This is a genomic window from Vibrio sp. YYF0003, assembly GCF_036350715.1.
GTDB lineage: Bacteria > Pseudomonadota > Gammaproteobacteria > Enterobacterales > Vibrionaceae > Vibrio > Vibrio natriegens.
On record NZ_JAZDWA010000002.1, the window covers coordinates 24,023 to 47,785 of the forward strand.

Consider the following 23,763-nt stretch of genomic DNA (forward strand, 5'->3'; position numbering starts at 1 on the left):
TTTGTAGTAGTGATTTTCTAACAACTTACTAGCATGTGATTTCAGGTTGCTAAAGATGGTTAGAAATGAATAAATCACAGTTTGAGCATTGGTCAAGAACGCGGACCAAAGGGTTCCTCCAATATGTATTATTTAATAGCATCTCTATTTTATTCGTCGTCTTCGCTATTCGTTTTATCGTGCATTCTATAAATAGCGATGAAGTGTCAATGATAGACTTTATTTTCGAACAATCACTCGAGATGGTAGTCATTCTTTTAGTTTTACCCTTTTCATTTTGGTGCTCATGGGGCATTCAAGAGGCACGATATGAAAAAGAAAAAACAAAAAGTGAGTCGTAGTTGATGTTAACTCAAGTTTATGTTTTTAATTGGTATATTGATACTTTATCTGGAGAGTTATGAAGTACTTTCTGTTTTATGATGAGAAGTTGATGAAAATTTATGACTTCTCCAATGCTAAGTTTATCTTTATTGTATACGCGCTAATGTGTACTTGGTCTAGTTTGACGCATAATACGCTGCTATCTATTTCTACTGCAATCGACCATTATTTTGATATCGATTTAAGTTCTATTTATTCATACGCCGAAGTGTGGGGTGGCATTGATTATTTTTCATTGGTTGTATTAGCTCCTGTTATTGAGACAATTATTTTTCAGGTCATTATTCAAAATGTTTTTCGTAAAATTACACGCAGTATATTTTTATCTGTACTCATTGCGAGCTTTTTATTTTCTCTAACTCACCTGACTAATAATATTGCAAACGCGGTAAATGCGTTAGGTCTGGGAGTGGCGTTTGCAGTGACTTACGAATACTTTCGAGTTAAATATGGACATTGTTGGGCCACATTGGTTACTATTTTACTTCATGCTTTTTGGAACGCATCTTTGTCTTATTCATTTTACCCAGAAAAGCTGATGGGTTCAGGCATGTAAGTTTTGAATATGTATTAATACGCTATCTTTACATGGTCAGACGAAGTGTAAACTTAAGATACCAACATAGTGTGTGATTGCTTATGGGGCGTATCTAACCAATGGAAAATACGGCATCAAACCCGGATGAAAAAATCGAGCAATTAAAACGCAAAGTTGAATCCATGGGATTTGCCTGCCACATCGGTGGTTAATACGACACTCAATCGGAGGAAGCCGATTCGGTGCTTGCTCCGCATTCACCCTTTGAATTTTGGTTATATTAGCAAAATATAAAATACCATATTACGTGCTTCACACCTTAACAAAGCATCAATAGACATAAGAAAGTTGATATAGCAGAGTAGGTTAGTTCAACAACACTCTAAAAAGGACATATAAATGTTTAGTCACGTTATGGTTGGCTCGAATGATATCGATAAATCCAAGCAATTTTATGACGCCATCTTAGCCGTTCTGGGCTACCAAGAAGGTGTCTTGGATCCACATGGACGCTGTTTCTATTTTCATCCTGAGGGGACTTTTGCTATCACCGCGCCAATCAATGGTGAAGCTGCAACTTCAGGAAATGGTATGACTATTGGCTTCAAAGTGGAAAGCCCAGAATTAGTCGAGTTGTGGCATAAAGCCGGCTTGGAGAGTGGTGGTGTTGACTGTGAAGATCCACCAGGTGTAAGAGCGGTTGGTCCACGCGAAATGTACCTTGCCTATCTACGTGATCCTGCGGGTAATAAGCTTTGCGCTACCCATATCATGGCTTAGGTAATATCACGTAAAAGTTAGTACTTAAATTGATATTCGCAACGTGTAGCGTTTAGGTGTACGTTGCGTTTTTTTTGTCTGGCGAAGATATCAGACAGGGAACAAGGGTTAACGCTGGTGAAGTTAAACAAAGGAACCTGTATAACGCGTGGTTAACCAGGCTCCGAAGGCTGCTTAGTTTTGAGCGAATTTAACTCGGATTTTGCTCTTGGCTACGCTAGTGTGATGAAGGTTTTCAAGTGCATTTTTCGCTTCATCTTTATCTGGCATTTCAACGAATGCGAAGCCTTTAGATTGCCCAGTTTCTTGGTCTAATACTAGGTTGCACTCAGTGACGGTGCCGTAGGCTGAAAAAAGAACACGAATTTCATGTTCGGTCGTGGTTCGCGCAAGATTGCGGACTAAAAGTTTCATATTGTTTCGCCTGTAGTAAGTTGTGACCATTGTCTCAGGTAAGTTCTGACAAACCAAGTAAAGAATTGTTGTCACTAAGGTAGAGCGAGCCTAAAAGCGTGTTTGCTGTGCAGTTTATTTATAAATTAGCCATCCTTAATCAATGCTAGCGTAAATATTTCTTATAAAGTTCCGAAAGTCATATTAGATTTAAGGTATCATGCACAATTGACGAAATTGTAGTTACCCATGAATATACCGATTAAAAATACCTCTCCAGAAGCACCGTCTTGCTCAAACTGCAAAGCGTGTTGCTGCCGCCTCGAAGTCATGATCATTTCAGATACAGGTGTTCCAGAACAATTCATTTCCCGCGACCAGTATGGTGGTGAAACCATGATGAGACTGGATGATGGTTGGTGTGCGGCTTTAGACAGAGAAACGTACATGTGCTCAATATATGAAAACCGGCCCTGGATATGTCGCGAGTTCGAAATGGGGTCTTATGAGTGTATTGATGAGAGAGTAAAGTTTCTATAGGTTAGTTACTCCTTGATGATGCCGTGTTTTTGCGATGGGGCATCGTTCGAATCGTCACAACTCAATAAGCTCGCGTACTTTATTTACTCTCTCCAACTGCTGTTAATCGTCAATCATTTTGTTCAGAATTTGAATACATTGATGGGTAACATCTTGGCTATTTCCACTTACATGCGCAGTGACAATTGCGCCTTCTTTTAAAATGCAAATGGCATTTAGTAACGTACTCTCCGTACTTTTTAGATGACTGGCGATGATTTGTCGGACTTCTTCTTTGTGATGCCCACAGAAACGTGCGATCTCACTATTCAAATCACTGAATTCTGCCGAAGTGTTGATAAAAAAGCAGCCTCTGAAATTCCCTAAATCTTGTTCCTGATTGTTGAACCAGCTTGCTAATGCTGAAAATAGTCTATTTATCAATTCTTTATCTGACTTCGATCCTGCTAGTTTTTGATCTAGCCAGTTAGAAAACGTGTCGTGCCTTTGCTGCAAAGCGGCCAGTACCAGCGCTTCTTTACTTGAGAAGTGAGTGTAAAGTGTGCGCTTAGCCACGCCAGAGACACTCAAAATTTCATTGATGCCAATAGTGTTAATTCCATTGGCATAAAAAAGTGATAACGCGGTATCCACCAATAACTGACGTTTTTTACTCATAAGGCTCCTCCTGTAAAAGTAGTTTGACAAAAGTAGACCGATTTGTCTATTTTAGTTTAGTAGACAATTCGGTCTACTTTTATTAGGAGAATAGTATGACGAATTTTGGTTTATCTGTTATCGCAGGCATTGGGGCATTTCTGGCAATAGGGTTGCTTTCATTTTTTGATTCCACAATGAGCGATGTAGCGCTGCTCATGGCACCTTTTGGAGCGACGGCTGTACTGGTTTTTGGCGTACCCGAGAGTCCGTTGGCGCAGCCTAAAAATGTCATCTTTGGGCATTTAATTACTGCATTTGTAGGGGTGTTTTTTACTCAATATATTGGTGTTTCACCTCTGACTCTGGCACTGGCTACTGGGATTGCAGTGAGTCTGATGCTAGTGACGAAAACCACGCATCCGCCAGCAGGGGCAAATCCGTTGTTGATTATGCTGTCAGGGCAGGGATGGGCTTTCCTTATTACTCCTGTTTTACTTGGAGCCGTTCTTATTGTGTTAGTCGGAAAGAGTATGCAAGGGTTGCTCAGGCAATGGGTAAAAAGCTAAAGTGCTAACAATAGCTTATGTGCATGGAGGCACTATGAATATAGGAATATACATCTATGACGGGGCAGAGGTGCTGGATTTTTCCGGGCCTTTCGAAGTATTTAGTACAGCAAAGCGATTAGAGACAAGTGATTGGAATGTGTTTCTCGTCGCAGAAACTAAAAACACCGTTGCCGCAAGAGGTGGCTTCAACGTCTTACCTGACTATTCTATTCATGATCATCCCGATATTGATTTGTTGGTTGTAGTGGGCGGTGTACACACTGAGGAAATGACGAAGTTACCCGTATTGAACTGGATCAAATCGGTTGATCAAGGTGCAAGTCGGGTGGTGTCGGTTTGTACCGGTGCGTTTTTATTAGCCAGCGCTGGTCTGCTCAACGGTTTAACGGTTACAACACACTGGGAAGACTTACCTGATTTATCGCGTCGCTTTCCAGACCTAATGGTGATTGACGATCAACGCTGGGTCACATCAGGAAAATACACCACTTCTGGAGGTATCTCTGCCGGTATCGATATGAGCTTATATCTGGTTTCACAGCTACATAGTCGTGAGCTGGCCGATTTGGTCGCGCGTCAAATGGAGTATACGTGGCAGGAACGATCATAATTGAGCGATTGATGGTTCAAGTAAGGGAAGAAAAATGAAGACAGTAGGCATGTTAGGTGGAATGAGTTGGGAATCCACCGCCAGTTATTACAAAGCACTGAATGAAGGCGTGAAGTCAAGGTTAGGTGGCTTGCACTCAGCAAAAATTTGCTTATACAGTGTCGACTTTGACGAAATTGAAAAACTCCAGCATCAAGGGAAATGGTCAGAAACCGCTTTGATCCTTGCCGAAGCAGCCAAGTCAGTAGAACGTGGTGGCGCAGATTTTTTAATGATATGCACGAATACAATGCATAAAGTTGTACCAGAAATTGAGTCGAAGATATCTATTCCAATTTTACATATTGCTGATGCGACCGCAGAAAGCCTGGTTCAAGACGGTGTTACCAAAGTTGGTCTGTTGGGAACGCGTTTTACAATGGAGCAAGATTTCTACAAGGGCAGAATCTCAGAGAAATTTGGCATAGACGTGGTTGTCCCTACTGCCGATGAGCAAACCGTCGTTCACGATATTATTTATCAAGAGCTTTGCCTGGGTGAAATAAAAACCGAGTCGCGAGACCGTTACTTGAAAATCATTGCCAATTTACACGCTCAGGGCGCCGAAGCGGTGATTCTGGGATGTACTGAAATTGCATTATTAGTGAAGCAAAGTGACACGACGGTCCCTTTGTATGACACCACGGAAATTCATGCAGCGCATGGCGTTGAATGGGCATTAGGTAATTAAAAAATAAGGATAATTTATGGCTCTACCAAGTAATGAAGATATCTCACGTTTACACCGATACTTTGCTATTGAGAGTAACAATGAATTTTGGTCTCTGTCTGAGAGTTCAGCAAATGCAGAAGAGAAACAGAGACTAGTAACCGTTGCGTTTTCATCACTATATCATTGGTCAGAAGTAGGCACCGATGAGAATAAACACCTCGCTCATTTAGCCGTTGCGCGAGCACTGTGCGTGAATGAATCGAAGTTAAGCCTTCAGTTCGCAAAAATTGCTTTTGACTATTTTGATGGAACAGGTGCTGATTGGATTCAGGCGTTTACCAATGCCGTCTTAAGTCATGCATTTCAGATTGCGGGTGAACAAACCAATGCGCTGGAATGCTATGAACGAGCGCTTGCATTTCAAGGGCTGCTATCTGAAGAGGATAAAGCAATCTTTGATGCTACATTCAATTTGATACCTGTCCCTGAAGCGTAAAAAGTAAACATCCAGAAGCGGGCTAAGAATCCGTTAGCGTGTTAGCCTGTTTCTCTAAATACCTCGTTATATGCTTAAAGGAAGTTGGCATGGAAATCATTACTGGGAACAGCTCATAGATCATTCAAAAAGCACAAGCTATTCGTTATCAGGTGTTTACTGTTGAGCAGCAGATACCGAGAGAGTTAGACCTAGATGGATTAGATGAAGGTTCCATTCATGCATTGGTAGAGGACAAGGACGCTCTAGTTGCAACGGCACGATTAACGATAAAAGAGGGCGGCTCTTCCGTTATGGCCAGAGTTGCGGTCACAGAGCCTTATCGAGGAATGGGAATTGCGTCTAAAGTTGTCCAAGCGCTAATGGATTACGCTCGAAATGATGGGGTAAGTTCTATCGAAATTCACGCTCATGGTTATTTACGCAATTACTATGAGAAATTTGGTTTTGAGTTTATTCGAGAAGTTGAAATTGTTGGTGAACATCAGCTCATCGAAATGCAGTATCACATCAAAACGAATGCATAACGATTGAAGGTTGAATCGCTACGTGCGGCGCGTTTTGTGTCTGAGCTTCTGTTTAAGGAGCTCTCATTTAAAAGGATTTTTTCATGGAGTTAGTTGTACCATCAGTAGAATTAGAGTCTTCCTTTGCGCATTTTTACGATGACTTTGCTCAACATGATGTTGAAAACTCAGAGTACTACCAAGAGGGTAAATCCAATTTCGTTCATTACGTTCAACGACTGACTGATGAAGCGAATGGGGTTAACCTGAGAGAAGGATACGTACCCTGTAGTCATTTTTGGCTCGTCAATTCAGACAAAGCCATTATTGGTGCGATTCGTGTCCGTCATAATATCAACAACGATTTTCTGACATTAGAAGCAGGCCATATTGGCTACGACATTGCGCCTTCCTATCGGTCTCAAGGCCATGGAAAGTACATGTTAAGGCTGGCTTTGCGTAAAGCCAAAGAGCTGGGTATTGAGCAAGCGTTAATTACTGCAGATGACGACAATTTCGCGTCACGAAAAGTTATCGAAGCCAACGGTGGTCAACTTGAGAATGTAGTAATGGGTAAGGTGTTTCCCAATCTTTTGGCCAGATATTGGGTGGCTTGTAAGTGACGGTGTCACTAGTTTTGGTGCATCGAAGCGTAAAGTCCATTAAGAGAAAAACAAATGAAGATGGAAACCAGCAGATTGATTCTGCGTCAGTGGAAAAGTGAAGATTTCCAGCCTTATGCTGAACTATGTTCAGACCCCCATGTGATGAGGTATTTTCTCTCAACACTTTCCCAGCAGGAAAGCTTTGAACAAGCGGAAAAAATTCAAAACCTTATTGCTGACAATGGCTGGGGATTTTGGGCGGTTGAACTCAAATCAACAGGCCAGTTTATAGGCTTTGTTGGGCTGCATCAGCAAGATGAGAACAGTGGTTTTCCCAATGCGCCGTTTATTGAAATCGGTTGGCGGTTGTCATCTGAGTTTTGGGGACAAGGCTACGCGCCTGAAGCCGCTAATAAAGCTTTAGAATTTGCTTTCAAAGAACTGGATGCGCCTTCTGTTTATGCGTTTACGGCTTTACAAAATGAGCCTTCGAGGCGCGTTATGCTGAAGATTGGTATGGTTGATACAAAGCAAAACTTCAATCATCCTAAGGTTGAAAAAGGGTCTCCACTGGAAAGACATTGCCTGTACAAAATCTCGAAAGATACTTGGTGTGGAATCGAACAGTGAGCGATGTGTCGTTAAATACTTTTAATGGAACGGTTATTAGTCGTGAGCTCAATGTCACTTAAAAACGGATTTAACGCTAGGAGGAAGGGTTGCTTGATTTAATTAAAAAGGTACTGCTCATTAACATGGTTGCCGCATTAACTGTGTTTGTTCTGTCGAAGTTTGTACCATTCTTTGCAGCAACACAGCTCGTCGATTTTTTATTTTTTGTGGTCATCGTGATTTGGATCTTGGCGAAGCTTATGTGGGAGCCGGGTGTAGACAGTAAAGCATTCAGACTCGCCAATCCCAGAACTGATAAAGTCTACAAAATGGTCAAAGGCCATGATTTTGACAAAGAACAGCAGGAACAACGTCGACTTAATTATCAATCAGGGCTAGTGTTGTTTATCGCGGGCTTACCAGCATTTGTGACTTGTTTGGTGCTGCAGTTTTTTTGAGTAAGAGTTGTACGTCTCGCATTGCTCTAATTATTAGATGCTCACATGAAGAATACATTTTTGTTCATTCGGTATGCGGCAGCTAGACGGTAAGCATTCAATAAACTATCACTTGGTGTGGTAACGAATCAGACCATTAGGAATCGAAATGAAGCAAAATATTGTCCATATAGCGTTAGTAGTGAAAGACTACGACGAAGCCATCAATTTTTACGTAAACAAGCTTCAATTCGAGCTTCTCGAAGACACATACCAGCCGGAAGAAGATAAACGCTGGGTCGTCGTAGCTCCACCTAATTCACATGGCGTGGCATTACTACTGGCAAGAGCTTCAAAACCAGAACAGCTCGATTTTATTGGCAATCAAGCGGGTGGGCGAGTATTCCTTTTCTTAAATACTGACGATTTTTGGCGTGATTACGAACGAATGAAATCCATAGGAATCAACTTTGTCCGTGAACCTAAAGAACAAGATTATGGCACCGTTGCCGTATTTGAAGATTTGTACGGAAACCTCTGGGATCTTCTTCAGTTGAACCCTGACCATCCAATGGCCAAGAGATAAATTTTGACAGATTATTGATGGAGATTCGTCACTCGTGGCACTTCCGTTTTTTATGGTGGTGCTTATTTCGTTTTGAAGAGCGTTACATCGTGTATCCGCTTCTGAAATAGACAGTAAGAGAGGAGTACAAAATGGAATCGAACACTATTAAAAATGTCGTTTTTGACATCGGAAATGTGGTTGTTCGCTGGGCGCCGCTAGAAATCGTCAGGTTAACGTTTGGAAACATCGACTCCGCAGAAGAAAAGGTGAAAAGTATCTTTCAGTCAGACACTTGGTTAGATCTGAACAAAGGCATTATTTCTGAAAGTGAAGCAAAACTTCAATATCAACAACTTCTTGGTTTCTCCGAACTTGATTGCGAGCGATTGTTTTATTACGTGAAGCAAACCCAGATTCTAATTTATGGCTCGGTCGAGCTGATCAGGCGAGTTAAAGCGGCTGGCTATTGCGTGTTTGCACTCACGGATAATGTGCATGAAATTGTCTCGTACTTGAAAGAGACTTATGCGTTTTGGAATCTCTTTGAAGGGGCCGCAGTCTCGGCTGAGCTAGGGTTATTAAAACCGCAACCAGAAATTTATCAGTCTTTGCTAACTCAGTACGCATTGAAGGCGTCAGAAACCGTGTTTATTGATGATATGCCATATAATGTCGGAGGCGCTAAAACGGTTGGCATGGCGGCGATTCAGTTTGAAAACGCCGGGCAATGTGAGGCAGACTTGAAATCACTTGGGCTAAAGTTTTAATTCACAGAGAGTTAATGCCTAATAGAATTCACAAGGAAACGTAAAAACCACATCACAAGGGATTAGAGTGATCGATCATTTTGAAATTAAAGTCGTTGATTTTGAAAATTGCCGCGACTTCTACCAACATGTACTGTCTCCACTTGGTATTGAGTTAAAGTGGGCAGATGACTTTGCTGCAGGCTTTGGCTTAACCACAGAACCAAACGTCAGGTTTCTAATTGAAAAGGGTGATAACAACGCGAAAAGCCACATCGCTTTTTCTGCTCTTAATAAAGAACAAGTTATCGAGTTTCATCAAGCAGGCTTAACTCATGGAGCAAGTTGTAATGGGAAGCCAGGGTTGAGAAAAAAGTACGCACCTAACTATTATGCCGCCTTTTTGTTAGATCCTGATGGCAATAATGTCGAAGCCGTGTTTTACCTTTAGTGTTTAGCTGGAGAAAGGAGAATGATGAACATTTCATTTCGGTCAACGGCTGATTTTTCTGAGTCAGCTGAGATCACTTTTAATAATATGCGTTCTTATTATGAGCATTATTCGGTTGACTGGGATCAACAGCAGATATTGGAACACATCGCCAAACTAGAAAGTTGGGATATCTTGTTTGATGGTGAGGTCGTTGGCGCAATCCGCCTGGAATATGATGATGGGCACTGCTACTTACGTGACCTTCAAGTCCGATCTTCATTTCAAAACAAGGGAATTGGCGCCGCAGCGCTGGCTGAAACTGCAAGATTGGCGAACGAAGCAAAACGAGTTCTTATTCGGCTCAAAGTTTTCAAAATTAGTCCGGCTTACCACTTGTACCAGAGGAGCGGTTTTCAGGTGGAAAAAGAAGACGACAGATTCTACTACATGTCCCGGGCAACCTCTTGATACTCTATAGTTAATGCGTTTAATGATGATTTTGGTGACGAATTGTCTTTAAACCACTAATCAGATTAGTCATAAAGATGAGAGTGTTTAACAAGGCATTAGTTAAATCGGTCAGAATATAAGGAGATATCATGGCTGGAGAAATTATTAAATCGTCTACTGCTACGATACAGGTTGGTGTAGCAAGAGCAGATGGAAAGTTGTCTTTGACAGACACCGAGGTCATTTTTAAACCCTATAGTCAGAAACTTGCATTTGGCCCCTACATTTTAAAGCGTGATGAAATTGTTTCAGTAGAAAAGTGCATAGGAAAAGGGGCTGGTATCATGCCCGTTACCAGTGAAGCAATTCGCATTACGTTATCTGATCAACGTGCCTACGAGTTTGTTATTGCAGAGCCCAATCAGTGGTTGGCGGCATTGGGTGAACTAAACGTTGATTCTTAAAAAGCAGTGAGCGCTAACACGAAGGAAACATTGTGCCTGTAGAGTTTATTTTAGGGTTCATTGCGATGGTAACCTCGGCGATTGCTGGGTTTATTGGGTTTGGTGGAGGGATGCTATTGATCGCCGTTCTTCCCAGTTTTCTCAGCCCGAGCTTAATCATACCAATCCATGGGGTGACACAGCTCGCCAGCAACTCATCGCGCATGTTCTTCTCGCTCGCTCATGTAAAGTGGTCGTTACTTCCCAAGTTTTTGGCTGGCTCTTTAATCGGTATGCTGGTATTTGGTTTTTTTCTATCGAAACTCTCTTTCGAGTATGTCCCTGTCGCAATCGGTTCGTATATCTTATTGAATCTTTGGAGTAAGCGATTTGCGCACTTTATACGTCGGTACGAAAGCTACTATTTGATTGGTTTTCTACAAACGGGATTGGGGCTTATTGTTGGTGCTGTGGGCCCTTTGTCACTCGCCGTACTGACCAAACAGTTGAAATCGAATGACGCTGTTATCGCAACAAGCTCTATGTTTTTGACCATCAGTCATTTGGCTAAGATCCCAGTATACGCTGCGGTTACAAGTGACCTAGTTTCAAACTTAAATGTTATTGTTTATATGGTAGTGGGATCGATTCTCGGCTCGTTTATTGGTACAAAGGCGAGATTTAGCGCGGGCAATAAGAAAGTCATTCTGATAATCAAAACGTTACTCACCTTATTGGCGATTAGGATGTTACTAGCAGTTTTCCTATAAGATTAGCTACGCTGACTAATATCAGTGCAGGTTTAGTATGGCTAGCGAGTAAATTTACTTGATACGCAAAGGAAGGCAAATGACAGAAAAGGTGTTTTGGAACAATCCATATCAAACCGTGATTATTTCCGTCGTTACGCAAATTACAGGTAATAACGTTGAACTCTCTCATACCATTTTTTACGCAGAGTCGGGCGGGCAGGAAAGCGATGAAGGAACCATCGCTGGTATTCCTGTGGTTAAGGCTGAAAAATCAGGCTCGCGTATTATTTATACTCTTGAAACCAGACCAACTTTTGCCGTTGGCGATGAGGTTGTGACTGAGATTGATTGGCCTCGACGCTATGCGCTTATGAAGTTACATTTTGCGGCAGAGGTTGTGCTTGAGCTGTTTACGCAAAACTTTAACTCGATAACTAAGATTGGCGCGCATATTTCAGAAGACAAAAGTCGCATCGATTTTGAATGGCCGGAAAACATCGCTCCGCTTTTGCCCGCACTTCAGTCCAAAGCCCAAGCTTTAATTGATTCTGACTCGATCATTACAAGTGAATTTTCTGACCAAACAAAAGAAAGGCGTTATTGGAAGGTAGAAGGTTTCGCTCAAGTTCCTTGTGGTGGTACGCATCTGAAACGAACGTCGGAAGTGGGTAAAATCGCTTTAAAGCGTAAAAACGTTGGCAAAGGAAAGGAGCGGGTAGAGATAACGTTAGTGAGGGAAGACACCTAGGTATTGCGTGCATTTTTAGCGTGACGTATTAACATAGCTTCCAGATTTTAATAGAAAAGAGATAACTATGGCTTTCCCTCCTTGTCCAAACTGTCAATCCGAATACGTTTACCAAGACCAAAACCATCTCATTTGTCCTGAGTGTGCTTATGAATGGAATCCGTCTGAAGTTGAAGAAGCTTTTAGCGTCAATGATGCGAATGGCACATTGCTAGCAGAAGGGGACAAAGTCACGTTGGCGAAAGATCTCAAGGTTAAAGGCAGTTCTCTTGTTTTAAAGATTGGCACTAAAGCCGTGATTAGACGCATCGTCGAAGGTAAAGATCATCAACTGGATTGCAAAGTAGATGGCGCTGGTGAAATGATGGTCACCGCGAAATTTGTCAAGAAAGCTTGAGTTTCATCATTTATTAAGCGTTATGGAGAATATCTGAATGGCAGGGATAACCGAATTAGATGAGTTGCTTAAATCACCGCGCCCTAAGCTCGTCGACTCTGAGTTTGTGTTTTGTACCGTTTCAGGTGAGCTTAAAACCTATTTGTCACTTAACCCTGTTGCGACCTTTACCGAAGCTGAAGGGCTCACTTTGGTGATCGAAAAATCGGTTGCGCTGCAAGCTGGTTTATCGTATGAAGGCTCGTTTAAGCAAATTACACTGACGGTTCATTCAAGCCTCGAAGCCGTCGGACTAACCGCTGCGGTGGCAACGAAACTCGCTTCAAAAGGCATCAGTGCTAATGTCATCGCGGCCTATTACCACGATCATATCTTTGTCCAATCATCAAAAGCTGATGCTGCAATTGAAGCGTTGTGTGAGTTATCCGCGTAACGCTTCATTTCTTAATGCCAGTCCTTTTGAAAAAGAGAATGTGCCCTACAACCGAAGTACACCGTAGGGCACATGTTGTGGAGCTGGTAAGGGTTTAGTAAATATATCGTCGAAGTTCGTGCGGGTAGACGCGCATTCCATTTGAGGTGTTTTCGTAAACGGATTGTTCTTCGATATAAGACCAGACATAAGGCTCTGTACTTGTTTGAGCGGCGAGTTGTGAGATCACCGTATCTACATCGTGACCAGAGTAATCTTTGGGATGAACCAACATTTCCTTGATAGCTGACAACATAATAATTCCCTTCAATGTAATTAAATTACCATTTGGTATGATTAAAACGTAGTTTGGTTTTTTAATGTGATCAAGTATGGATTGTGTTTTAATTTAAAATTCATTTTTGTAAGTTAAGAACATGATTTGAGGTGCGACCTCACTCATGTTGCTTACGGCACTCAATTTTTCGTTGACTAGTCATCCAGTGATGCTTGGTGAGTTCTGTATTTGTGGTGTGATAAAAGAAAAACGGCGCAGATAGCTAGCGCCGTTTTGATTAAGAACTCGTTGAGTTCTTTTTTGTCTAATCGTTCATTGAGTGTAGACGAGTTGACCTTCTTTGTATGTTTTTCATACTTCAGCCGTGTCTGCTTTTACTACTGAACAATCAGTTAATGTAACCACTACCAATAGCACGAAACGGCATGTCTAAATCAAGCTCGGGAACTTGCTGACCGACCCACGCAGGGAAAGTATTACTGTTTGGACCCGGAAATAGCGTGTATTCGTTCGCGTAAGGGTAGTGCTCTACAACGCGCTGAATTTTAGGAATGAGATTACGGGCCTTTTCACCTTGAATCGAGAGCACTTTTTCGGGACGAGCGCCATACCAGTAACGATCAGGTGTAGCTGTTTGATAGGTATAAAGTGCGGGTTGTCCGCGGCCGACACGCCACCCAACCACTTCATAGACGGTATATTCATTCGCATTCTCTGGCTTAATCGCTAGCCAGGTGTGTACTGCAAACCAGCCACGCCATCCAAAAGCATCCGCAGCATAGAATTCGATCACCGCTTGTTTAACATCAGTAGGGTTAGGAGCAATGCCTGCAGGCTCGCGGCTGGCAGTGCGCCAGTCACCCTGAGTGCAGGCGCTAAGTAACATGCAAGCAATTAACACAATAGGTTTAATTAAAGAACTCACTTTAAGTTTATATTGCATGATGCACTCCTATTACGTCCCTGTGCTACTGATTTAGTAAGACATCTCGATTTCGCTTTTACCCTGCGGCGAGCTATTGTCCAACTCGTAACACTAATACGATTCTTCCTAAACATAAAACTACAACGATTTGACCCATTTTGTCACTGCTTGTGCAAAAACTAAATTCTCTTTCTACGTTAGGCAGAGGCATGCAAGTTTGAGTCTATGTGGTGGGAACACGTGCTCAAATTGCCAATAATTGAAGTGGGTAGAACTCTGACAGGAGCATAAGGGCGGTGGCTGAACTCAATACTGTTTAGCCGTTGTGTGATGGGCTAGTGGGGTGGGGAGAAAAAACAAAGCCCCGCTATTTTTCAGCGGGGCTTTTGGTATTAAAGGTCAGTGATTATCCAATAACAAGGAAGAAAATTGCTGTTGCGATAATACCGATCAATGCATAAGGGAACTGTGTTGTTGCGTGTTGCATTGAAGTACAGCCAGAACCTTGTGCAGAAAGTACGGTTGAGTCACTGAAGAAACATGAATGGCTACCCGCAGCAGATGCAGAAAGTAGAGCCGCAACTGTTAGATGCAGTGGTACGCCAAGTTGCTCACCCAATGGCAGAACGATAGGCATTGCTACTGCGAATGTGCCCCAAGAAGATGCTGTCGCGAATACTAGGCCACCGGTAATCAGGAAGATGATTGCAGGGAAGTAAGAAGCGCTCAGGTATGGGCTAACTGTCTCGATCACGTATTGTGTTACACCTAACGAGTCGTTGACATTTTTCAGCATAAAGCCGCCGATTACTGTCGCAAGCGGTAGTAACATGACTTTAATGCCATCATAAACAGCTTCAAACATGTCGTTCATCGAGATGAGTCGTTGTAGACCGTAGAAGCATACAGTGAAGATAATTGCTACGAATACACCAGCCAATAGGTCAATACCGAAGTACCAGCTTGCTGCAACCAGAACAACCATAGGCAGTAGGAAGTTAATCAGACCCATTGTTGGATTCGTATGAGCCGCAATATCAGAGCCAAAATCTACATCGGTCGCGCCATCAGGACGAACTTGACCATTCTTAGCTCGTTGTTCTGCTGCTTTCATTGCGCCTAGATCTGGAATCTTTTCCATCGCAACCAACAGAACGATTGCTAACGTTACCCAGCCATAAGCCATGTATGGGATCGCTTCAATATAGGTTTGAATACCTTTACCTGTCTCAGCAACGCCATTTGACTCAAGAAGAGAGCTAAAGAAGATAGCCCAAGTCGAGATTGGTACAAGAATACAGATTGGTGCTGCAGTTGAGTCCACCAGGTACGATAGCTTTTCTCGAGAGATTTGGTAGCCGTCGGTTACCTTCTTCATTGATGAAGAGATAGCAATCGCGTTTAAGTAATCGTCGATAAAGATGACAATACCAAGCAAAAACGTCATTACCATCGACTGTTTACGGCTCTTAACCTTTGTCACCAACATGTCTGAGAAGCTCAGGATGCTGCCACCTTTCTCAAGGATAGCTATCAGGCCGCCCATCAAGCCACATACCAGGATGATCCAAGCAATGGTTTCGTCCATCATCACCGTCATTGAGATATCAACGATTTGTTCTACCGCTTCAGTTGGGTTAAGTAATAGAACCCCGGCAATTGCGCCGCTAAACAGCGCTTCTACAGTTCGGTGCGTCGTTAACGCGAAGACTAAAACCAATGCGGTTGGAAGAAGGCTCATCCATCCGTAGGTTTGCCCCTCTTCGTGATTTAATCCGATCGTCGTAAATAGTACGAATGTCGCAACACAAATTAACGAGATAATCATATGTTGCATGTTGAATTTTAACGGCGCATCCATCGCCTTTGTTTGCGTAGTCATAAATTACATTTCCTTTGTTTATGCCGAGTGCAACATCCAGTCAATTTCCAGTGGCGTGATAGCGCGCTCAAATTCAGCGAGTTCACTGCGCTTGCAAGCTAAATACATATCGATAAAGTCCCTTGAAATGTATTGAGCCAGCTCACTGTGTTCCAACTGCTCTAGAGCTTCTGACATACGCACAGGTAAGTCAATCGCGTCGTCGCTTAAGGTTGATGGACATTGGTCTTTGGTATAGTTTTCGCTCGCTAATACCGCGGAAAGTACTACTGCAGCGAGGATGTAAGGGTTAACGTCAGCTCCCGCGATACGATGTTCGATGCGACGGTTTTTACTATCGCTGATAGGAACACGTAATGCGACACCACGATGGTTTTCGCCCCAGTCCGCTTTTGTCGGAACGTAAGCTCCAGGAACAAAGCGGCGGAAAGAGTTAACATTAGGACAAATTAATCCCATGGCATCTGATGTTTGTTCCAGCATCGCCGCCATAGTTTGATAAAAGAGGGGACTCGCTTCGCCATCTTGTTGGCTAAAGTGGTTGTTGCCAGCGCTATCCATCAAACTTAAGTGGATGTGCATACCATTACCAGCTTGTTCGCCGAAAGGCTTAGCCATAAAGGTTGCGTCGAACCCGTGCTGGTGGGCCACCTGACGGATCAGGCGCTTAGCGATGATGATTTCGTCACACGCACGAAGGACATCTTTTGAATGGTTAAAGTTGATTTCAAACTGGCCTGGAGCAGATTCGGAAAGAGCGCCTGAGGTATTTAAGCCCTGTTCCAATGCGATTTTGTTGAGATCAGATAAAAAGTCTGCATAGTCATCAAGCCCATCTAAGTCGTACACCTCGGTATCTTTCTCACGTGTTTTCTTAGTAGGGTTGATGGCGGTTAAAGGTGTGCCATTCTCACCGCGCTGTTTATCAATTAAGTAAAATTCCAGTTCTAGAGCAACACAAGGGTACTGATCTTTAGCTTTTAACTTCTCAAGCATCGAAGCGAGGATATTGCGAATGAACAAAGGATTTGGTCGTTTTCCTGAATCATCCATCATGCTCAGTAGCAATTGGCCAACTTGTTCTTTCGCGGTTGGCATCAATGTACCGCTGATTGGGAAACAAAGATTGTCCGGTTCGCCCAAGTCTTCGCCTAGTCCTGCCGTTTCTACCACATTACCTTTCGTATCGAGCGTAATGGTTGAAAGAGGTAATGCGACACCTTTGTTAAGCTTTTCCAGAGCCTCTACCGGGATACGTTTGCCTCTTGGTGTTGCATTGATGTCGGTAAAGATGAGGTCGACGAACTCGATGTTGGGCCACTGTTGTTTAAAATTTTGAACTTCCTGTAGATACGATTCCATTTTTTTCTCCAATAGCCAGATGAGTAGAAATTAGAGATAGCTAAATTAACAATTAAATTACAAAGCGTTAATTAATGTGCGTGTTAATTCAGTTATATTTAATTTAAACAACCACTTATCTTGTGTTCTGACTTTTTAATGGGTTATTTTTGTGCTTTGTTGTTAACTATTTTGTAACAGTCGTTTTTGTTTTGTTCAATATAATGAGCATAAATATTCAATTTAATGGCCTAAAAAGTGCTCTGTGTCACATTGTGGCGATAATATCGAACGTCGATGTTGATAATTTTGTACACGGTTTGTAGTGTTGATGTTAAATAAATTGAACACGGATATGTTATGACAACGACACGCAAACCCATCATTGGCGTTGTTAGCTGCACCAAGGAGTTAGGTGGTTACCAAATTCAGGCAGTCAATGATTTTTACCTACGCGCAGTGAAAGACTTTGGTGGTCTACCTGTTATGTTAGCGCCGGATATGTCGAGTGATGAAGTCGACTCAATCCTGGAGCTTTGTGACGGTTTCTTGTTCCCGGGCAGCCACTCAAATGTTGCGCCACATCGCTACAACGCTAGCCATACTGAGAATAAGAAAGATGAAGCGCGCGATGAATTGGCACTGAACCTGATTCGACACGCGGTAGATAAAGACATTCCTTGTCTTGGTATTTGTCGCGGTTTCCAGGAGATGAACGTTGCATTAGGTGGCACTCTTAACCCTGCGGTTCACGATTCTGGTTTTAATGATCACCGCGAAGCACCTGTTGATGATTTCGAACAGAAATACGCACCTGCTCATGCAGTATTAGTTCAAAAGGAGAGCTTATTTGAACAATGGTTAGTTGAAAATCATTGGGAAAATACGACTTTCTTTGAAGTCAATACGCTGCACAATCAAGGTGTTGATCAGCTAGCGCCACAGCTTAAAGTTGAAGCGAAAGCACCCGATGGTTTGATAGAAGCTTTTAGCCTGGCTGGGCAAAAATATTTCGTTGGCGTGCAGTGGCACCCAGAATGGAAAGCAAAAACCAATCATTTCTCACAAATTTTATTCAAAGAATTTATTATGGCGGCTTCTCTTTAATTTTTGGAGCCACATGAATGGACAATCAAGAGATTGGTAGAAATATTGTTCAGTTAAGAAAAAAACATGGATTGTCACAACGAGAATTAGCCGAGCGAGCGGGCATTACTCACAGTGCTATTTCATCGATTGAAAATGGCAAAGTGAGCCCTTCGGTTAGCTCGTTGCAAAAAATAGTGAACGTATTTTCTTTATCTCTGTCGGAGTTTTTCATTTTTGAACAAACTCAGAATGATGAAGTGAAAGTTGTCGTTACGCCAGAAGAGCTGGTCGAAATGGGCAGTGAAACCGTTTCGATGAAACTGGTGACTAACGGCACAAAAGAGCAGGTGATTGGATTCCTGATCGAAGAATATGCACCACACGGAACAACAGGTTCAGCTGAAATAAAACACGAAGGCGAAGAAATTGGCACGGTACTAGAGGGTGAAATCACTCTGGAATACAAAGGCCGTTCGTTCGTCATCAAAGAAGGCGAGTCGTACGTTATTGATACGACCCAGCCACACAGATTTACGAATCACACAGACAAGGCTTGTCGAATGATAAGCGCGCATACGCCAACCACATTCTAAGTGGTGCTTGCCTTGTGTGATAACAAGGAGAGCGTATGAAAACTCAAGAACAATGGATTGAACTTAAGAACAATCTAAACATCGAAAACAGGGCGTACATCAACGGTGAATACAGCGCAGCATTAAGTGGAAAAACGATCCCTGTCGTTAATCCAGCAACAGACGAAATATTTACCGAAATTGCTCGTTGTGAAAGTGAAGATGTCGATCTTGCGGTGTCATACGCTCGTAAAGCATTTCAATCAGGTCAGTGGAGTGAAAGCAGCCCTGCACATCGTAAAGCGATTCTAAAACAGTTCGCTGATCTGATAGACCAAAACCGTGAAGAGTTGGCTCTGCTTGAAACTCTGGATACCGGTAAACCTATTTCTCACAGCTTCTCTACAGATATCCCTGGCGCAGCTTCATCATTACGCTGGTACGCAGAAGCGATCGATAAAGTCTATGGCGAAGTCGCGCCAACAGAAAAAGATGTTCACGCGTTTATTTCTCACCAAGCGATTGGTGTTGTCGCGGCAGTTGTTCCATGGAACTTCCCACTTTGGCTAGCTTGCTGGAAGCTTGGTCCAGCTCTTGCGGCAGGCAACAGCGTGATCCTGAAGCCGTCAGAAAAGTCCTCACTCACTGCTATCTTCTTAGGTCAACTTGCAGAACAAGCTGGTTTGCCAAAGGGTGTGTTCCAGGTCATCACAGGTTTTGGTCATGAAGCGGGTGACGCGCTGGCAACACACGAAGACGTGGATTGTATCGCTTTCACTGGTTCTACGCGCATCGCTGGCCAGCTGATGGTTCGTTCTGGCGAAAGCAACCTGAAACGTGTCTTTGCAGAAGCGGGTGGTAAGAATGCCAACATCGTATTCGAAGATTGTGACGATTTAGACCGCGCAGCGGCTGAAACGGCAGCGGGGTGCTTCTATAACCAGGGTGAAGTGTGTGTGGCAGCAACGCGTCTGCTGATTCATGAAAGCATTAAAGAGCAGTTCATTGAAAAAGTGATCGAAGCGGCTAAAGCTTTTGCACCAAAAGATCCAATGGATCCTAGTTCTTCTATGGGTGCGCTTATCGACCAAGACCACAAATCAAAAGTGTTGGAATACATTACATTAGGCCAGTCTGAAGGCGCAGTGTTGCGCTGTGGTGGCAATGTTGAAGGTCAAGGTGCGTTCGTCGAGCCAACTATTTTGGATAACGTGGATAATCAATACCGCGTTGCTCAAGAGGAAATCTTCGGACCAGTACTCTGTGTGATTCCATTCAAGGATGAAGCACAAGCTATCGAAATTGCCAACGACTCTAAGTACGGCCTGGGCGCGGCACTTTGGAGCAGCAACATCAACCGTGTTCACCGAGTCGCTAAACGACTACAAGCCGGCTCGGTATGGGTGAACAACTACAACGAAGGCGACATGACGGTTCCATTCGGTGGATTCAAAATGAGCGGAAATGGGCGAGATAAATCGCTGCACGCCATTGAGAAATTCACGGAAACCAAGACCACTTGGATTCGCCTTCACGCCTAAAAAGGCACACGTTCTAACCCAGCTGACGATTAATAAAGGAATATCACTATGAACAAGCATACGGATTCGTTCTACGCGCACTCTGTGCCAAACATGCCGGACTACCCACAACTTCAAGACAATATTGAGTGTGATGTGTGTGTGGTTGGCGCAGGCTTCTCTGGTCTTTCTTCTGCACTGCATCTAGCAGAAAAAGGTTTCAAAGTAGTTGTGCTGGAAAGTGCAAAAGTAGGTTTTGGAGCAACTGGTCGTAACGGTGGCCAGATCGTCAACAGTTACAGCCGAGATGTTGACGTCATTGAAAGCCGTTACGACCAACGCCAGGCAAAAGCATTGTGCGACATGATCTTTGAAGGTGGCGACATCATCCGTGGTCTGGTTGATAAATACGACATTGAATGTGATTTAAAACAAGGTGGCTTGTTCACGGCGCTGAATAAGAAACAGCTTAAAGGTCTTGAAGAGCATAAGAAAAACTGGGAACGCTACGGCAACGATCAGCTCACTTTGCTGGACGCAGGTGAAGTTGAAAAGGCCGTAGGCACGAAAGTTTATACTGGCGGTCTGCTGGACATGCGTGGTGGCCACATCCACCCGCTTAAACTGGCGTTAGGCGAAGCGGCGGCATTTGTTTCTCTGGGAGGCCAAATTTTTGAACAGTCTGCTGTGCTATCGATTGATAAAGGTATTAATCCAGTAGTGAAAACGGCGCAAGGCAGCGTTAAGAGCAAATACGTTGTGCTTGCAGGTAACGCGTACCTGGGTGGCCTGGCACCGAATATCAGTAATAAAGCAATTCCTTGTGGAACACAGGTTATTGCTACGGAACCACTGAATGAAGAGCAGCTAAAGCAAGTATTAACCAGTGACTACTGTGTTGAAGACTGTAACTACCTGCTGGATTACTTCCGCTTAACGGCAGACAAGCGAATGCTTTTCGGAGGCGGCGTAGTTTACGGTGCGCGTGACCCAGAAAACGTAGAGTCGTTGATTCGTCCAAAACTAGAAAAAGTCTTCCCACAGTTGAAGGGCATTAAGATTGATTATGCGTGGACAGGTAACTTCTTGCTGACTTATTCACGTATGCCTCAGTTCGGCTCATTTGCAGACAACATTTACTACCTACAAGGCTACAGTGGCCACGGCGTTACGTGTACACACCTTGCAGGTAAGCTTCTAGCTGAAGCTTTAACCGGACACGCGGAACGCTTTGATGCGTTTGCAGCACTAAAACACTACTCCTTCCCGGGTGGCCGTCACTTCCAAATTCCATTTACAGCAATGGGTGCGGCTTACTACAACTTACGTGACAAACTAGCGATTTAAGAGATAAGGAATATCCAATGAGCAAAGTAGTTAAATTTGCAGCTCTTCAACTGACTAAGAGCTGGGATCTGGAAGATAACCTAGAAAAAGCAAAAAAGGCGATTCGTGAAGCGGCACAAAATGGTGCGAATGTGATTCTTCCTCAGGAACTATTCGCAGCGCCTTACTTCTGCAAAAAACAAGAAGCGAAATACTTTGAATTAGCGGAAGAAACAGAGAATTGTCGTCTTATCAAAGAGATGAGTGCTTTGGCTAAAGAGCTGGGTGTGGTTATTCCTGTTAGCTATTTTGAAAAAGCGGGTAATACCTTTTTTAACTCGCTAGTGATGATCGATGCTGACGGCACGGTACTGGAAAACTACCGTAAATCTCACATCCCTGACGGCCCTGGCTACAGCGAAAAGTACTACTTTAGCCCTGGTGACACTGGCTTCAAAGTATGGCAAACCAAGTTTGGTAAATTTGGTGCGGGCATTTGCTGGGATCAATGGTTCCCAGAGCTAGCACGTAGTCTGGCTTTGCATGGTGCAGAAGCGATTTTCTACCCAACGGCAATCGGCTCTGAGCCACAAGATCCAACACTGGATTCTCGTGACCACTGGCAGCGTACGATGCAAGGTCACTCTGCGGCAAACTTAGTGCCGGTAATCGCTTCAAACCGAGTCGGTACAGAAGTGGATGACGGCATTGAAACCACGTTCTACGGATCTTCTTTCATTACTGACCACACGGGTGCAAAAATTGCGGAAGCGCCACGTGAAGGCGAGACGATCATTTACGCAGAGATCGATCTAGAAGCAACAGCAAAAGCTCGTCACGCTTGGGGTCTGTTCCGCGACCGTCGTCCAGAGCTATACACAAGCGTTGGAAAGTTGGCTGTTTAAAGAGGCGTTACTATGAAGTTATCTACAACACCAGCACAAGATGGCTTCTATTTTCCGGCTGAATTTCAGCCGGTAAGTGAAGTCTGGCTAGCATGGCCCGAAAGACGTGATAACTGGCGTGACGGTGCGGTTCCTGCTCAGGAGACGTTTGCCAGAATCGCAAACGCAATTGTCGACGTGACCAAAGTCAGTGTTGCAGTTTGTTCTCACAACTTTGACCGCGCGCGAAAGTTGCTTCATCCCGACGTTCGTTTGGTAGAAATTCCATTTAACGATGCGTGGATGCGAGATATTGGCCCAACGGTTGTTGTGAATCAAACGGGTGATCGCCGTGGTATTAGCTGGAAGTTCAATGCTTGGGGCGGAGAATACAACGGCCTGTATGAAAACTGGCAGCAAGATGATTTAGTTGCAGGCTCAGTGTGCGACATCATCGGTATTGATTACTATCGTGCCCCGTTTGTACTTGAAGGTGGCTCGATTCATACCGATGGAGAAGGGACGCTTTACACGACAGAAGAGTGCCTGCTTAGTCCGGGTCGTAACCCTCACTTGAGCCAAACGGAAATTGAAGAGCAGTTAAAAGTTTACCTAGGCATCGAAAAAGTCATTTGGGTTCCAAATGGTTTATTCAATGACGAAACTGATGGTCACGTGGATAACCTGTTACATGTGATTGCACCGGGTAAAGTCGTGTTGAGTTGGACTGACGATCCTAGCGATCCGCAGTACGAGCTTTCCAGACAAGCTGAAAAAGCGCTGAAGTCGCAGCAAGACGCAAAGGGACGCGATATCGAGATTGTCCGTCTACCAATACCAGGGCCACTGCACTACAGTGAAGCTGAAGCCAATGGCATTGATGCGAGTGCAGGAATGAGCCGACAAGCCGGTGAGCGCCTCAGTGCGTCATACGCGAACTTCCTCATTGTGAACGACCATGTATTTTTGCCGATGCTCGACGAAGAAACGGATGCGATCGCAATCGAAATTTTGCAAAACGCGATGCCAGAGCATCAAATCATTGCTATACCGTCAAGAGAAGTGCTGCTTGGCGGTGGAAATATTCACTGCATTACACAGCAGATCCCAGCTTAAAAAGCGAAATACATCGCCACGACTTGCTTCGTTAGTGTGG

Annotated in this window: 32 protein-coding genes; 26 read left to right on the forward strand and 6 right to left on the reverse strand. The window is 43.6% G+C overall.

Annotation, left to right across the window (positions count from 1 at the left end; all coding sequences use genetic code 11):
* Window positions 1-400: 400 nt before the first annotated feature.
* Both V1U08_RS06600 and V1U08_RS06605 read left to right on the forward strand, forming a co-directional pair.
* Entirely contained in the window at window positions 401-940 is a 540-nt protein-coding gene (locus V1U08_RS06600; RefSeq protein WP_330470246.1) for a CPBP family intramembrane glutamic endopeptidase, read from the forward strand.
* Between the two features lie 381 nt (window positions 941-1,321).
* A complete protein-coding gene (locus V1U08_RS06605; protein ID WP_014232050.1) occupies window positions 1,322-1,702 on the forward strand; it encodes a VOC family protein in 381 nt (126 codons plus the stop codon).
* A 174-nt stretch (window positions 1,703-1,876) separates the two neighbouring features.
* Here the strand turns inward: V1U08_RS06605 and V1U08_RS06610 are convergent, their stop codons facing one another.
* Window positions 1,877-2,116, reverse strand: a complete 240-nt coding sequence (locus V1U08_RS06610; RefSeq protein WP_014232049.1) for an RNA recognition motif domain-containing protein — start codon at window positions 2,114-2,116, stop codon at window positions 1,877-1,879.
* Between the two features lie 228 nt (window positions 2,117-2,344).
* Here V1U08_RS06610 and V1U08_RS06615 point away from each other — a divergent pair, with 228 nt between their 5' ends.
* Window positions 2,345-2,635, forward strand: a complete 291-nt coding sequence (locus V1U08_RS06615; RefSeq protein ID WP_014232048.1) for a YkgJ family cysteine cluster protein — start codon at window positions 2,345-2,347, stop codon at window positions 2,633-2,635.
* A gap of 102 nt (window positions 2,636-2,737) precedes the next feature.
* Here the strand turns inward: V1U08_RS06615 and V1U08_RS06620 are convergent, their stop codons facing one another.
* Complete coding sequence (locus V1U08_RS06620; protein ID WP_065296940.1) at window positions 2,738-3,292, reverse strand: TetR/AcrR family transcriptional regulator; 555 nt, start codon at window positions 3,290-3,292, stop codon at window positions 2,738-2,740.
* A 95-nt stretch (window positions 3,293-3,387) separates the two neighbouring features.
* Between V1U08_RS06620 and V1U08_RS06625 the strand changes: the two genes are divergently transcribed.
* The 17 genes from V1U08_RS06625 to V1U08_RS06705 all read left to right on the forward strand — a co-directional run bounded on the left by V1U08_RS06625 (window position 3,388) and on the right by V1U08_RS06705 (window position 12,791).
* Complete coding sequence (locus V1U08_RS06625) at window positions 3,388-3,840, forward strand: HPP family protein (RefSeq protein WP_330470247.1); 453 nt, start codon at window positions 3,388-3,390, stop codon at window positions 3,838-3,840.
* A 34-nt stretch (window positions 3,841-3,874) separates the two neighbouring features.
* Window positions 3,875-4,453, forward strand: a complete 579-nt coding sequence (locus V1U08_RS06630) for a DJ-1/PfpI family protein (protein WP_330470248.1) — start codon at window positions 3,875-3,877, stop codon at window positions 4,451-4,453.
* Window positions 4,454-4,487: 34 nt separating this feature from the next.
* Complete coding sequence (locus V1U08_RS06635) at window positions 4,488-5,183, forward strand: aspartate/glutamate racemase family protein (protein ID WP_330470249.1); 696 nt, start codon at window positions 4,488-4,490, stop codon at window positions 5,181-5,183.
* Window positions 5,184-5,199: 16 nt separating this feature from the next.
* Complete coding sequence (locus tag V1U08_RS06640) at window positions 5,200-5,661, forward strand: hypothetical protein (RefSeq protein ID WP_330470250.1); 462 nt, start codon at window positions 5,200-5,202, stop codon at window positions 5,659-5,661.
* Between the two features lie 119 nt (window positions 5,662-5,780).
* A complete protein-coding gene (locus tag V1U08_RS06645; protein WP_330470549.1) occupies window positions 5,781-6,188 on the forward strand; it encodes a GNAT family N-acetyltransferase in 408 nt (135 codons plus the stop codon).
* Between the two features lie 83 nt (window positions 6,189-6,271).
* Window positions 6,272-6,790, forward strand: a complete 519-nt coding sequence (locus tag V1U08_RS06650) for a GNAT family N-acetyltransferase (RefSeq protein WP_330470251.1) — start codon at window positions 6,272-6,274, stop codon at window positions 6,788-6,790.
* Window positions 6,791-6,844: 54 nt separating this feature from the next.
* Window positions 6,845-7,402, forward strand: a complete 558-nt coding sequence (locus tag V1U08_RS06655) for a GNAT family N-acetyltransferase (RefSeq protein ID WP_330470252.1) — start codon at window positions 6,845-6,847, stop codon at window positions 7,400-7,402.
* Between the two features lie 89 nt (window positions 7,403-7,491).
* Window positions 7,492-7,842 (forward strand): hypothetical protein, encoded by a 351-nt coding sequence (locus tag V1U08_RS06660; protein ID WP_330470253.1) that lies wholly within the window; start codon window positions 7,492-7,494, stop codon window positions 7,840-7,842.
* 148 nt (window positions 7,843-7,990) lie between these two features.
* Window positions 7,991-8,407, forward strand: a complete 417-nt coding sequence (locus V1U08_RS06665; RefSeq protein WP_065299810.1) for a VOC family protein — start codon at window positions 7,991-7,993, stop codon at window positions 8,405-8,407.
* Window positions 8,408-8,538: 131 nt separating this feature from the next.
* A complete protein-coding gene (locus V1U08_RS06670) occupies window positions 8,539-9,156 on the forward strand; it encodes an HAD family hydrolase (RefSeq protein ID WP_330470254.1) in 618 nt (205 codons plus the stop codon).
* Window positions 9,157-9,223: 67 nt separating this feature from the next.
* On the forward strand, window positions 9,224-9,586 hold the full coding sequence (locus tag V1U08_RS06675; protein WP_330470255.1) for a VOC family protein: 363 nt from the start codon (window positions 9,224-9,226) through the stop codon (window positions 9,584-9,586).
* 21 nt (window positions 9,587-9,607) lie between these two features.
* Window positions 9,608-10,036 (forward strand): GNAT family N-acetyltransferase, encoded by a 429-nt coding sequence (locus V1U08_RS06680; protein WP_330470256.1) that lies wholly within the window; start codon window positions 9,608-9,610, stop codon window positions 10,034-10,036.
* Window positions 10,037-10,167: 131 nt separating this feature from the next.
* Window positions 10,168-10,482, forward strand: coding sequence for a hypothetical protein (locus tag V1U08_RS06685; RefSeq protein WP_330470257.1), 315 nt, complete (start codon window positions 10,168-10,170; stop codon window positions 10,480-10,482).
* A 32-nt stretch (window positions 10,483-10,514) separates the two neighbouring features.
* The gene (locus V1U08_RS06690) at window positions 10,515-11,231 is read left to right on the forward strand and encodes a TSUP family transporter (protein WP_330470258.1); all 717 of its coding nucleotides are present in this window, start codon (window positions 10,515-10,517) and stop codon (window positions 11,229-11,231) included.
* 79 nt (window positions 11,232-11,310) lie between these two features.
* Window positions 11,311-11,961 (forward strand): alanyl-tRNA editing protein, encoded by a 651-nt coding sequence (locus tag V1U08_RS06695; RefSeq protein WP_330470259.1) that lies wholly within the window; start codon window positions 11,311-11,313, stop codon window positions 11,959-11,961.
* Window positions 11,962-12,028: 67 nt separating this feature from the next.
* Window positions 12,029-12,358, forward strand: a complete 330-nt coding sequence (locus V1U08_RS06700) for a zinc ribbon domain-containing protein YjdM (RefSeq protein WP_020336411.1) — start codon at window positions 12,029-12,031, stop codon at window positions 12,356-12,358.
* A 37-nt stretch (window positions 12,359-12,395) separates the two neighbouring features.
* Entirely contained in the window at window positions 12,396-12,791 is a 396-nt protein-coding gene (locus V1U08_RS06705; protein ID WP_330470260.1) for an ACT domain-containing protein, read from the forward strand.
* A gap of 94 nt (window positions 12,792-12,885) precedes the next feature.
* Here the strand turns inward: V1U08_RS06705 and V1U08_RS06710 are convergent, their stop codons facing one another.
* The 4 genes from V1U08_RS06710 to V1U08_RS06725 form a co-directional block, all read right to left on the reverse strand.
* Window positions 12,886-13,086, reverse strand: a complete 201-nt coding sequence (locus V1U08_RS06710; RefSeq protein WP_065302397.1) for a hypothetical protein — start codon at window positions 13,084-13,086, stop codon at window positions 12,886-12,888.
* 370 nt (window positions 13,087-13,456) lie between these two features.
* Window positions 13,457-14,011 (reverse strand): DUF3750 domain-containing protein, encoded by a 555-nt coding sequence (locus V1U08_RS06715; RefSeq protein ID WP_014232028.1) that lies wholly within the window; start codon window positions 14,009-14,011, stop codon window positions 13,457-13,459.
* 388 nt (window positions 14,012-14,399) lie between these two features.
* Complete coding sequence (locus V1U08_RS06720; protein ID WP_014232027.1) at window positions 14,400-15,875, reverse strand: Na+/H+ antiporter NhaC family protein; 1,476 nt, start codon at window positions 15,873-15,875, stop codon at window positions 14,400-14,402.
* Between the two features lie 18 nt (window positions 15,876-15,893).
* Window positions 15,894-17,237, reverse strand: a complete 1,344-nt coding sequence (locus tag V1U08_RS06725; RefSeq protein WP_014232026.1) for a glutamine synthetase family protein — start codon at window positions 17,235-17,237, stop codon at window positions 15,894-15,896.
* A gap of 339 nt (window positions 17,238-17,576) precedes the next feature.
* Here V1U08_RS06725 and V1U08_RS06730 point away from each other — a divergent pair, with 339 nt between their 5' ends.
* The 6 genes from V1U08_RS06730 to aguA are packed head-to-tail and all read left to right on the forward strand — an operon-like array spanning window position 17,577 to window position 23,723.
* Window positions 17,577-18,323, forward strand: a complete 747-nt coding sequence (locus V1U08_RS06730) for a gamma-glutamyl-gamma-aminobutyrate hydrolase family protein (protein ID WP_014232025.1) — start codon at window positions 17,577-17,579, stop codon at window positions 18,321-18,323.
* Window positions 18,324-18,340: 17 nt separating this feature from the next.
* Window positions 18,341-18,898: an HTH-type transcriptional regulator PuuR gene (puuR, locus tag V1U08_RS06735; protein ID WP_014232024.1), complete on the forward strand. Its 558-nt coding sequence runs from the start codon at window positions 18,341-18,343 to the stop codon at window positions 18,896-18,898.
* A gap of 35 nt (window positions 18,899-18,933) precedes the next feature.
* Window positions 18,934-20,418, forward strand: coding sequence for an aldehyde dehydrogenase (locus V1U08_RS06740; protein WP_330470261.1), 1,485 nt, complete (start codon window positions 18,934-18,936; stop codon window positions 20,416-20,418).
* A gap of 48 nt (window positions 20,419-20,466) precedes the next feature.
* Window positions 20,467-21,744, forward strand: a complete 1,278-nt coding sequence (locus V1U08_RS06745) for an NAD(P)/FAD-dependent oxidoreductase (protein WP_014232022.1) — start codon at window positions 20,467-20,469, stop codon at window positions 21,742-21,744.
* A gap of 17 nt (window positions 21,745-21,761) precedes the next feature.
* Complete coding sequence (gene aguB / locus V1U08_RS06750; RefSeq protein ID WP_014232021.1) at window positions 21,762-22,628, forward strand: N-carbamoylputrescine amidase; 867 nt, start codon at window positions 21,762-21,764, stop codon at window positions 22,626-22,628.
* A gap of 12 nt (window positions 22,629-22,640) precedes the next feature.
* Window positions 22,641-23,723: an agmatine deiminase gene (gene aguA, locus V1U08_RS06755; RefSeq protein WP_330470262.1), complete on the forward strand. Its 1,083-nt coding sequence runs from the start codon at window positions 22,641-22,643 to the stop codon at window positions 23,721-23,723.
* The last annotated feature ends 40 nt before the right edge of the window (window positions 23,724-23,763 follow it).

Excerpts from the sequence above, each read along its gene's own strand:
- V1U08_RS06615 (WP_014232048.1), top strand. The coding sequence starts at position 2,345 with ATGAATATACCGATTAAAAATACCTCTCCAGAAGCACCGTCTTGCTCA.
- V1U08_RS06630 (WP_330470248.1), top strand. The coding sequence starts at position 3,875 with ATGAATATAGGAATATACATCTATGACGGGGCAGAGGTGCTGGATTTT.
- V1U08_RS06695 (WP_330470259.1), top strand. The coding sequence starts at position 11,311 with ATGACAGAAAAGGTGTTTTGGAACAATCCATATCAAACCGTGATTATT.
- puuR (WP_014232024.1), top strand. The coding sequence starts at position 18,341 with ATGGACAATCAAGAGATTGGTAGAAATATTGTTCAGTTAAGAAAAAAA.
- V1U08_RS06665 (WP_065299810.1), top strand. The coding sequence starts at position 7,991 with ATGAAGCAAAATATTGTCCATATAGCGTTAGTAGTGAAAGACTACGAC.
- V1U08_RS06605 (WP_014232050.1), top strand. The coding sequence starts at position 1,322 with ATGTTTAGTCACGTTATGGTTGGCTCGAATGATATCGATAAATCCAAG.
- V1U08_RS06725 (WP_014232026.1), bottom strand. The coding sequence starts at position 17,237 with ATGGAATCGTATCTACAGGAAGTTCAAAATTTTAAACAACAGTGGCCC.
- V1U08_RS06720 (WP_014232027.1), bottom strand. The coding sequence starts at position 15,875 with ATGACTACGCAAACAAAGGCGATGGATGCGCCGTTAAAATTCAACATG.
- V1U08_RS06715 (WP_014232028.1), bottom strand. The coding sequence starts at position 14,011 with ATGCAATATAAACTTAAAGTGAGTTCTTTAATTAAACCTATTGTGTTA.
- V1U08_RS06640 (WP_330470250.1), top strand. The coding sequence starts at position 5,200 with ATGGCTCTACCAAGTAATGAAGATATCTCACGTTTACACCGATACTTT.
- V1U08_RS06745 (WP_014232022.1), top strand. The coding sequence starts at position 20,467 with ATGAACAAGCATACGGATTCGTTCTACGCGCACTCTGTGCCAAACATG.
- V1U08_RS06680 (WP_330470256.1), top strand. The coding sequence starts at position 9,608 with ATGATGAACATTTCATTTCGGTCAACGGCTGATTTTTCTGAGTCAGCT.
- V1U08_RS06650 (WP_330470251.1), top strand. The coding sequence starts at position 6,272 with ATGGAGTTAGTTGTACCATCAGTAGAATTAGAGTCTTCCTTTGCGCAT.
- V1U08_RS06730 (WP_014232025.1), top strand. The coding sequence starts at position 17,577 with ATGACAACGACACGCAAACCCATCATTGGCGTTGTTAGCTGCACCAAG.
- V1U08_RS06635 (WP_330470249.1), top strand. The coding sequence starts at position 4,488 with ATGAAGACAGTAGGCATGTTAGGTGGAATGAGTTGGGAATCCACCGCC.
- V1U08_RS06620 (WP_065296940.1), bottom strand. The coding sequence starts at position 3,292 with ATGAGTAAAAAACGTCAGTTATTGGTGGATACCGCGTTATCACTTTTT.
- V1U08_RS06625 (WP_330470247.1), top strand. The coding sequence starts at position 3,388 with ATGACGAATTTTGGTTTATCTGTTATCGCAGGCATTGGGGCATTTCTG.
- aguB (WP_014232021.1), top strand. The coding sequence starts at position 21,762 with ATGAGCAAAGTAGTTAAATTTGCAGCTCTTCAACTGACTAAGAGCTGG.
- V1U08_RS06705 (WP_330470260.1), top strand. The coding sequence starts at position 12,396 with ATGGCAGGGATAACCGAATTAGATGAGTTGCTTAAATCACCGCGCCCT.
- V1U08_RS06670 (WP_330470254.1), top strand. The coding sequence starts at position 8,539 with ATGGAATCGAACACTATTAAAAATGTCGTTTTTGACATCGGAAATGTG.
- aguA (WP_330470262.1), top strand. The coding sequence starts at position 22,641 with ATGAAGTTATCTACAACACCAGCACAAGATGGCTTCTATTTTCCGGCT.
- V1U08_RS06740 (WP_330470261.1), top strand. The coding sequence starts at position 18,934 with ATGAAAACTCAAGAACAATGGATTGAACTTAAGAACAATCTAAACATC.
- V1U08_RS06610 (WP_014232049.1), bottom strand. The coding sequence starts at position 2,116 with ATGAAACTTTTAGTCCGCAATCTTGCGCGAACCACGACCGAACATGAA.
- V1U08_RS06710 (WP_065302397.1), bottom strand. The coding sequence starts at position 13,086 with ATGTTGTCAGCTATCAAGGAAATGTTGGTTCATCCCAAAGATTACTCT.
- V1U08_RS06700 (WP_020336411.1), top strand. The coding sequence starts at position 12,029 with ATGGCTTTCCCTCCTTGTCCAAACTGTCAATCCGAATACGTTTACCAA.
- V1U08_RS06600 (WP_330470246.1), top strand. The coding sequence starts at position 401 with ATGAAGTACTTTCTGTTTTATGATGAGAAGTTGATGAAAATTTATGAC.
- V1U08_RS06685 (WP_330470257.1), top strand. The coding sequence starts at position 10,168 with ATGGCTGGAGAAATTATTAAATCGTCTACTGCTACGATACAGGTTGGT.
- V1U08_RS06655 (WP_330470252.1), top strand. The coding sequence starts at position 6,845 with ATGAAGATGGAAACCAGCAGATTGATTCTGCGTCAGTGGAAAAGTGAA.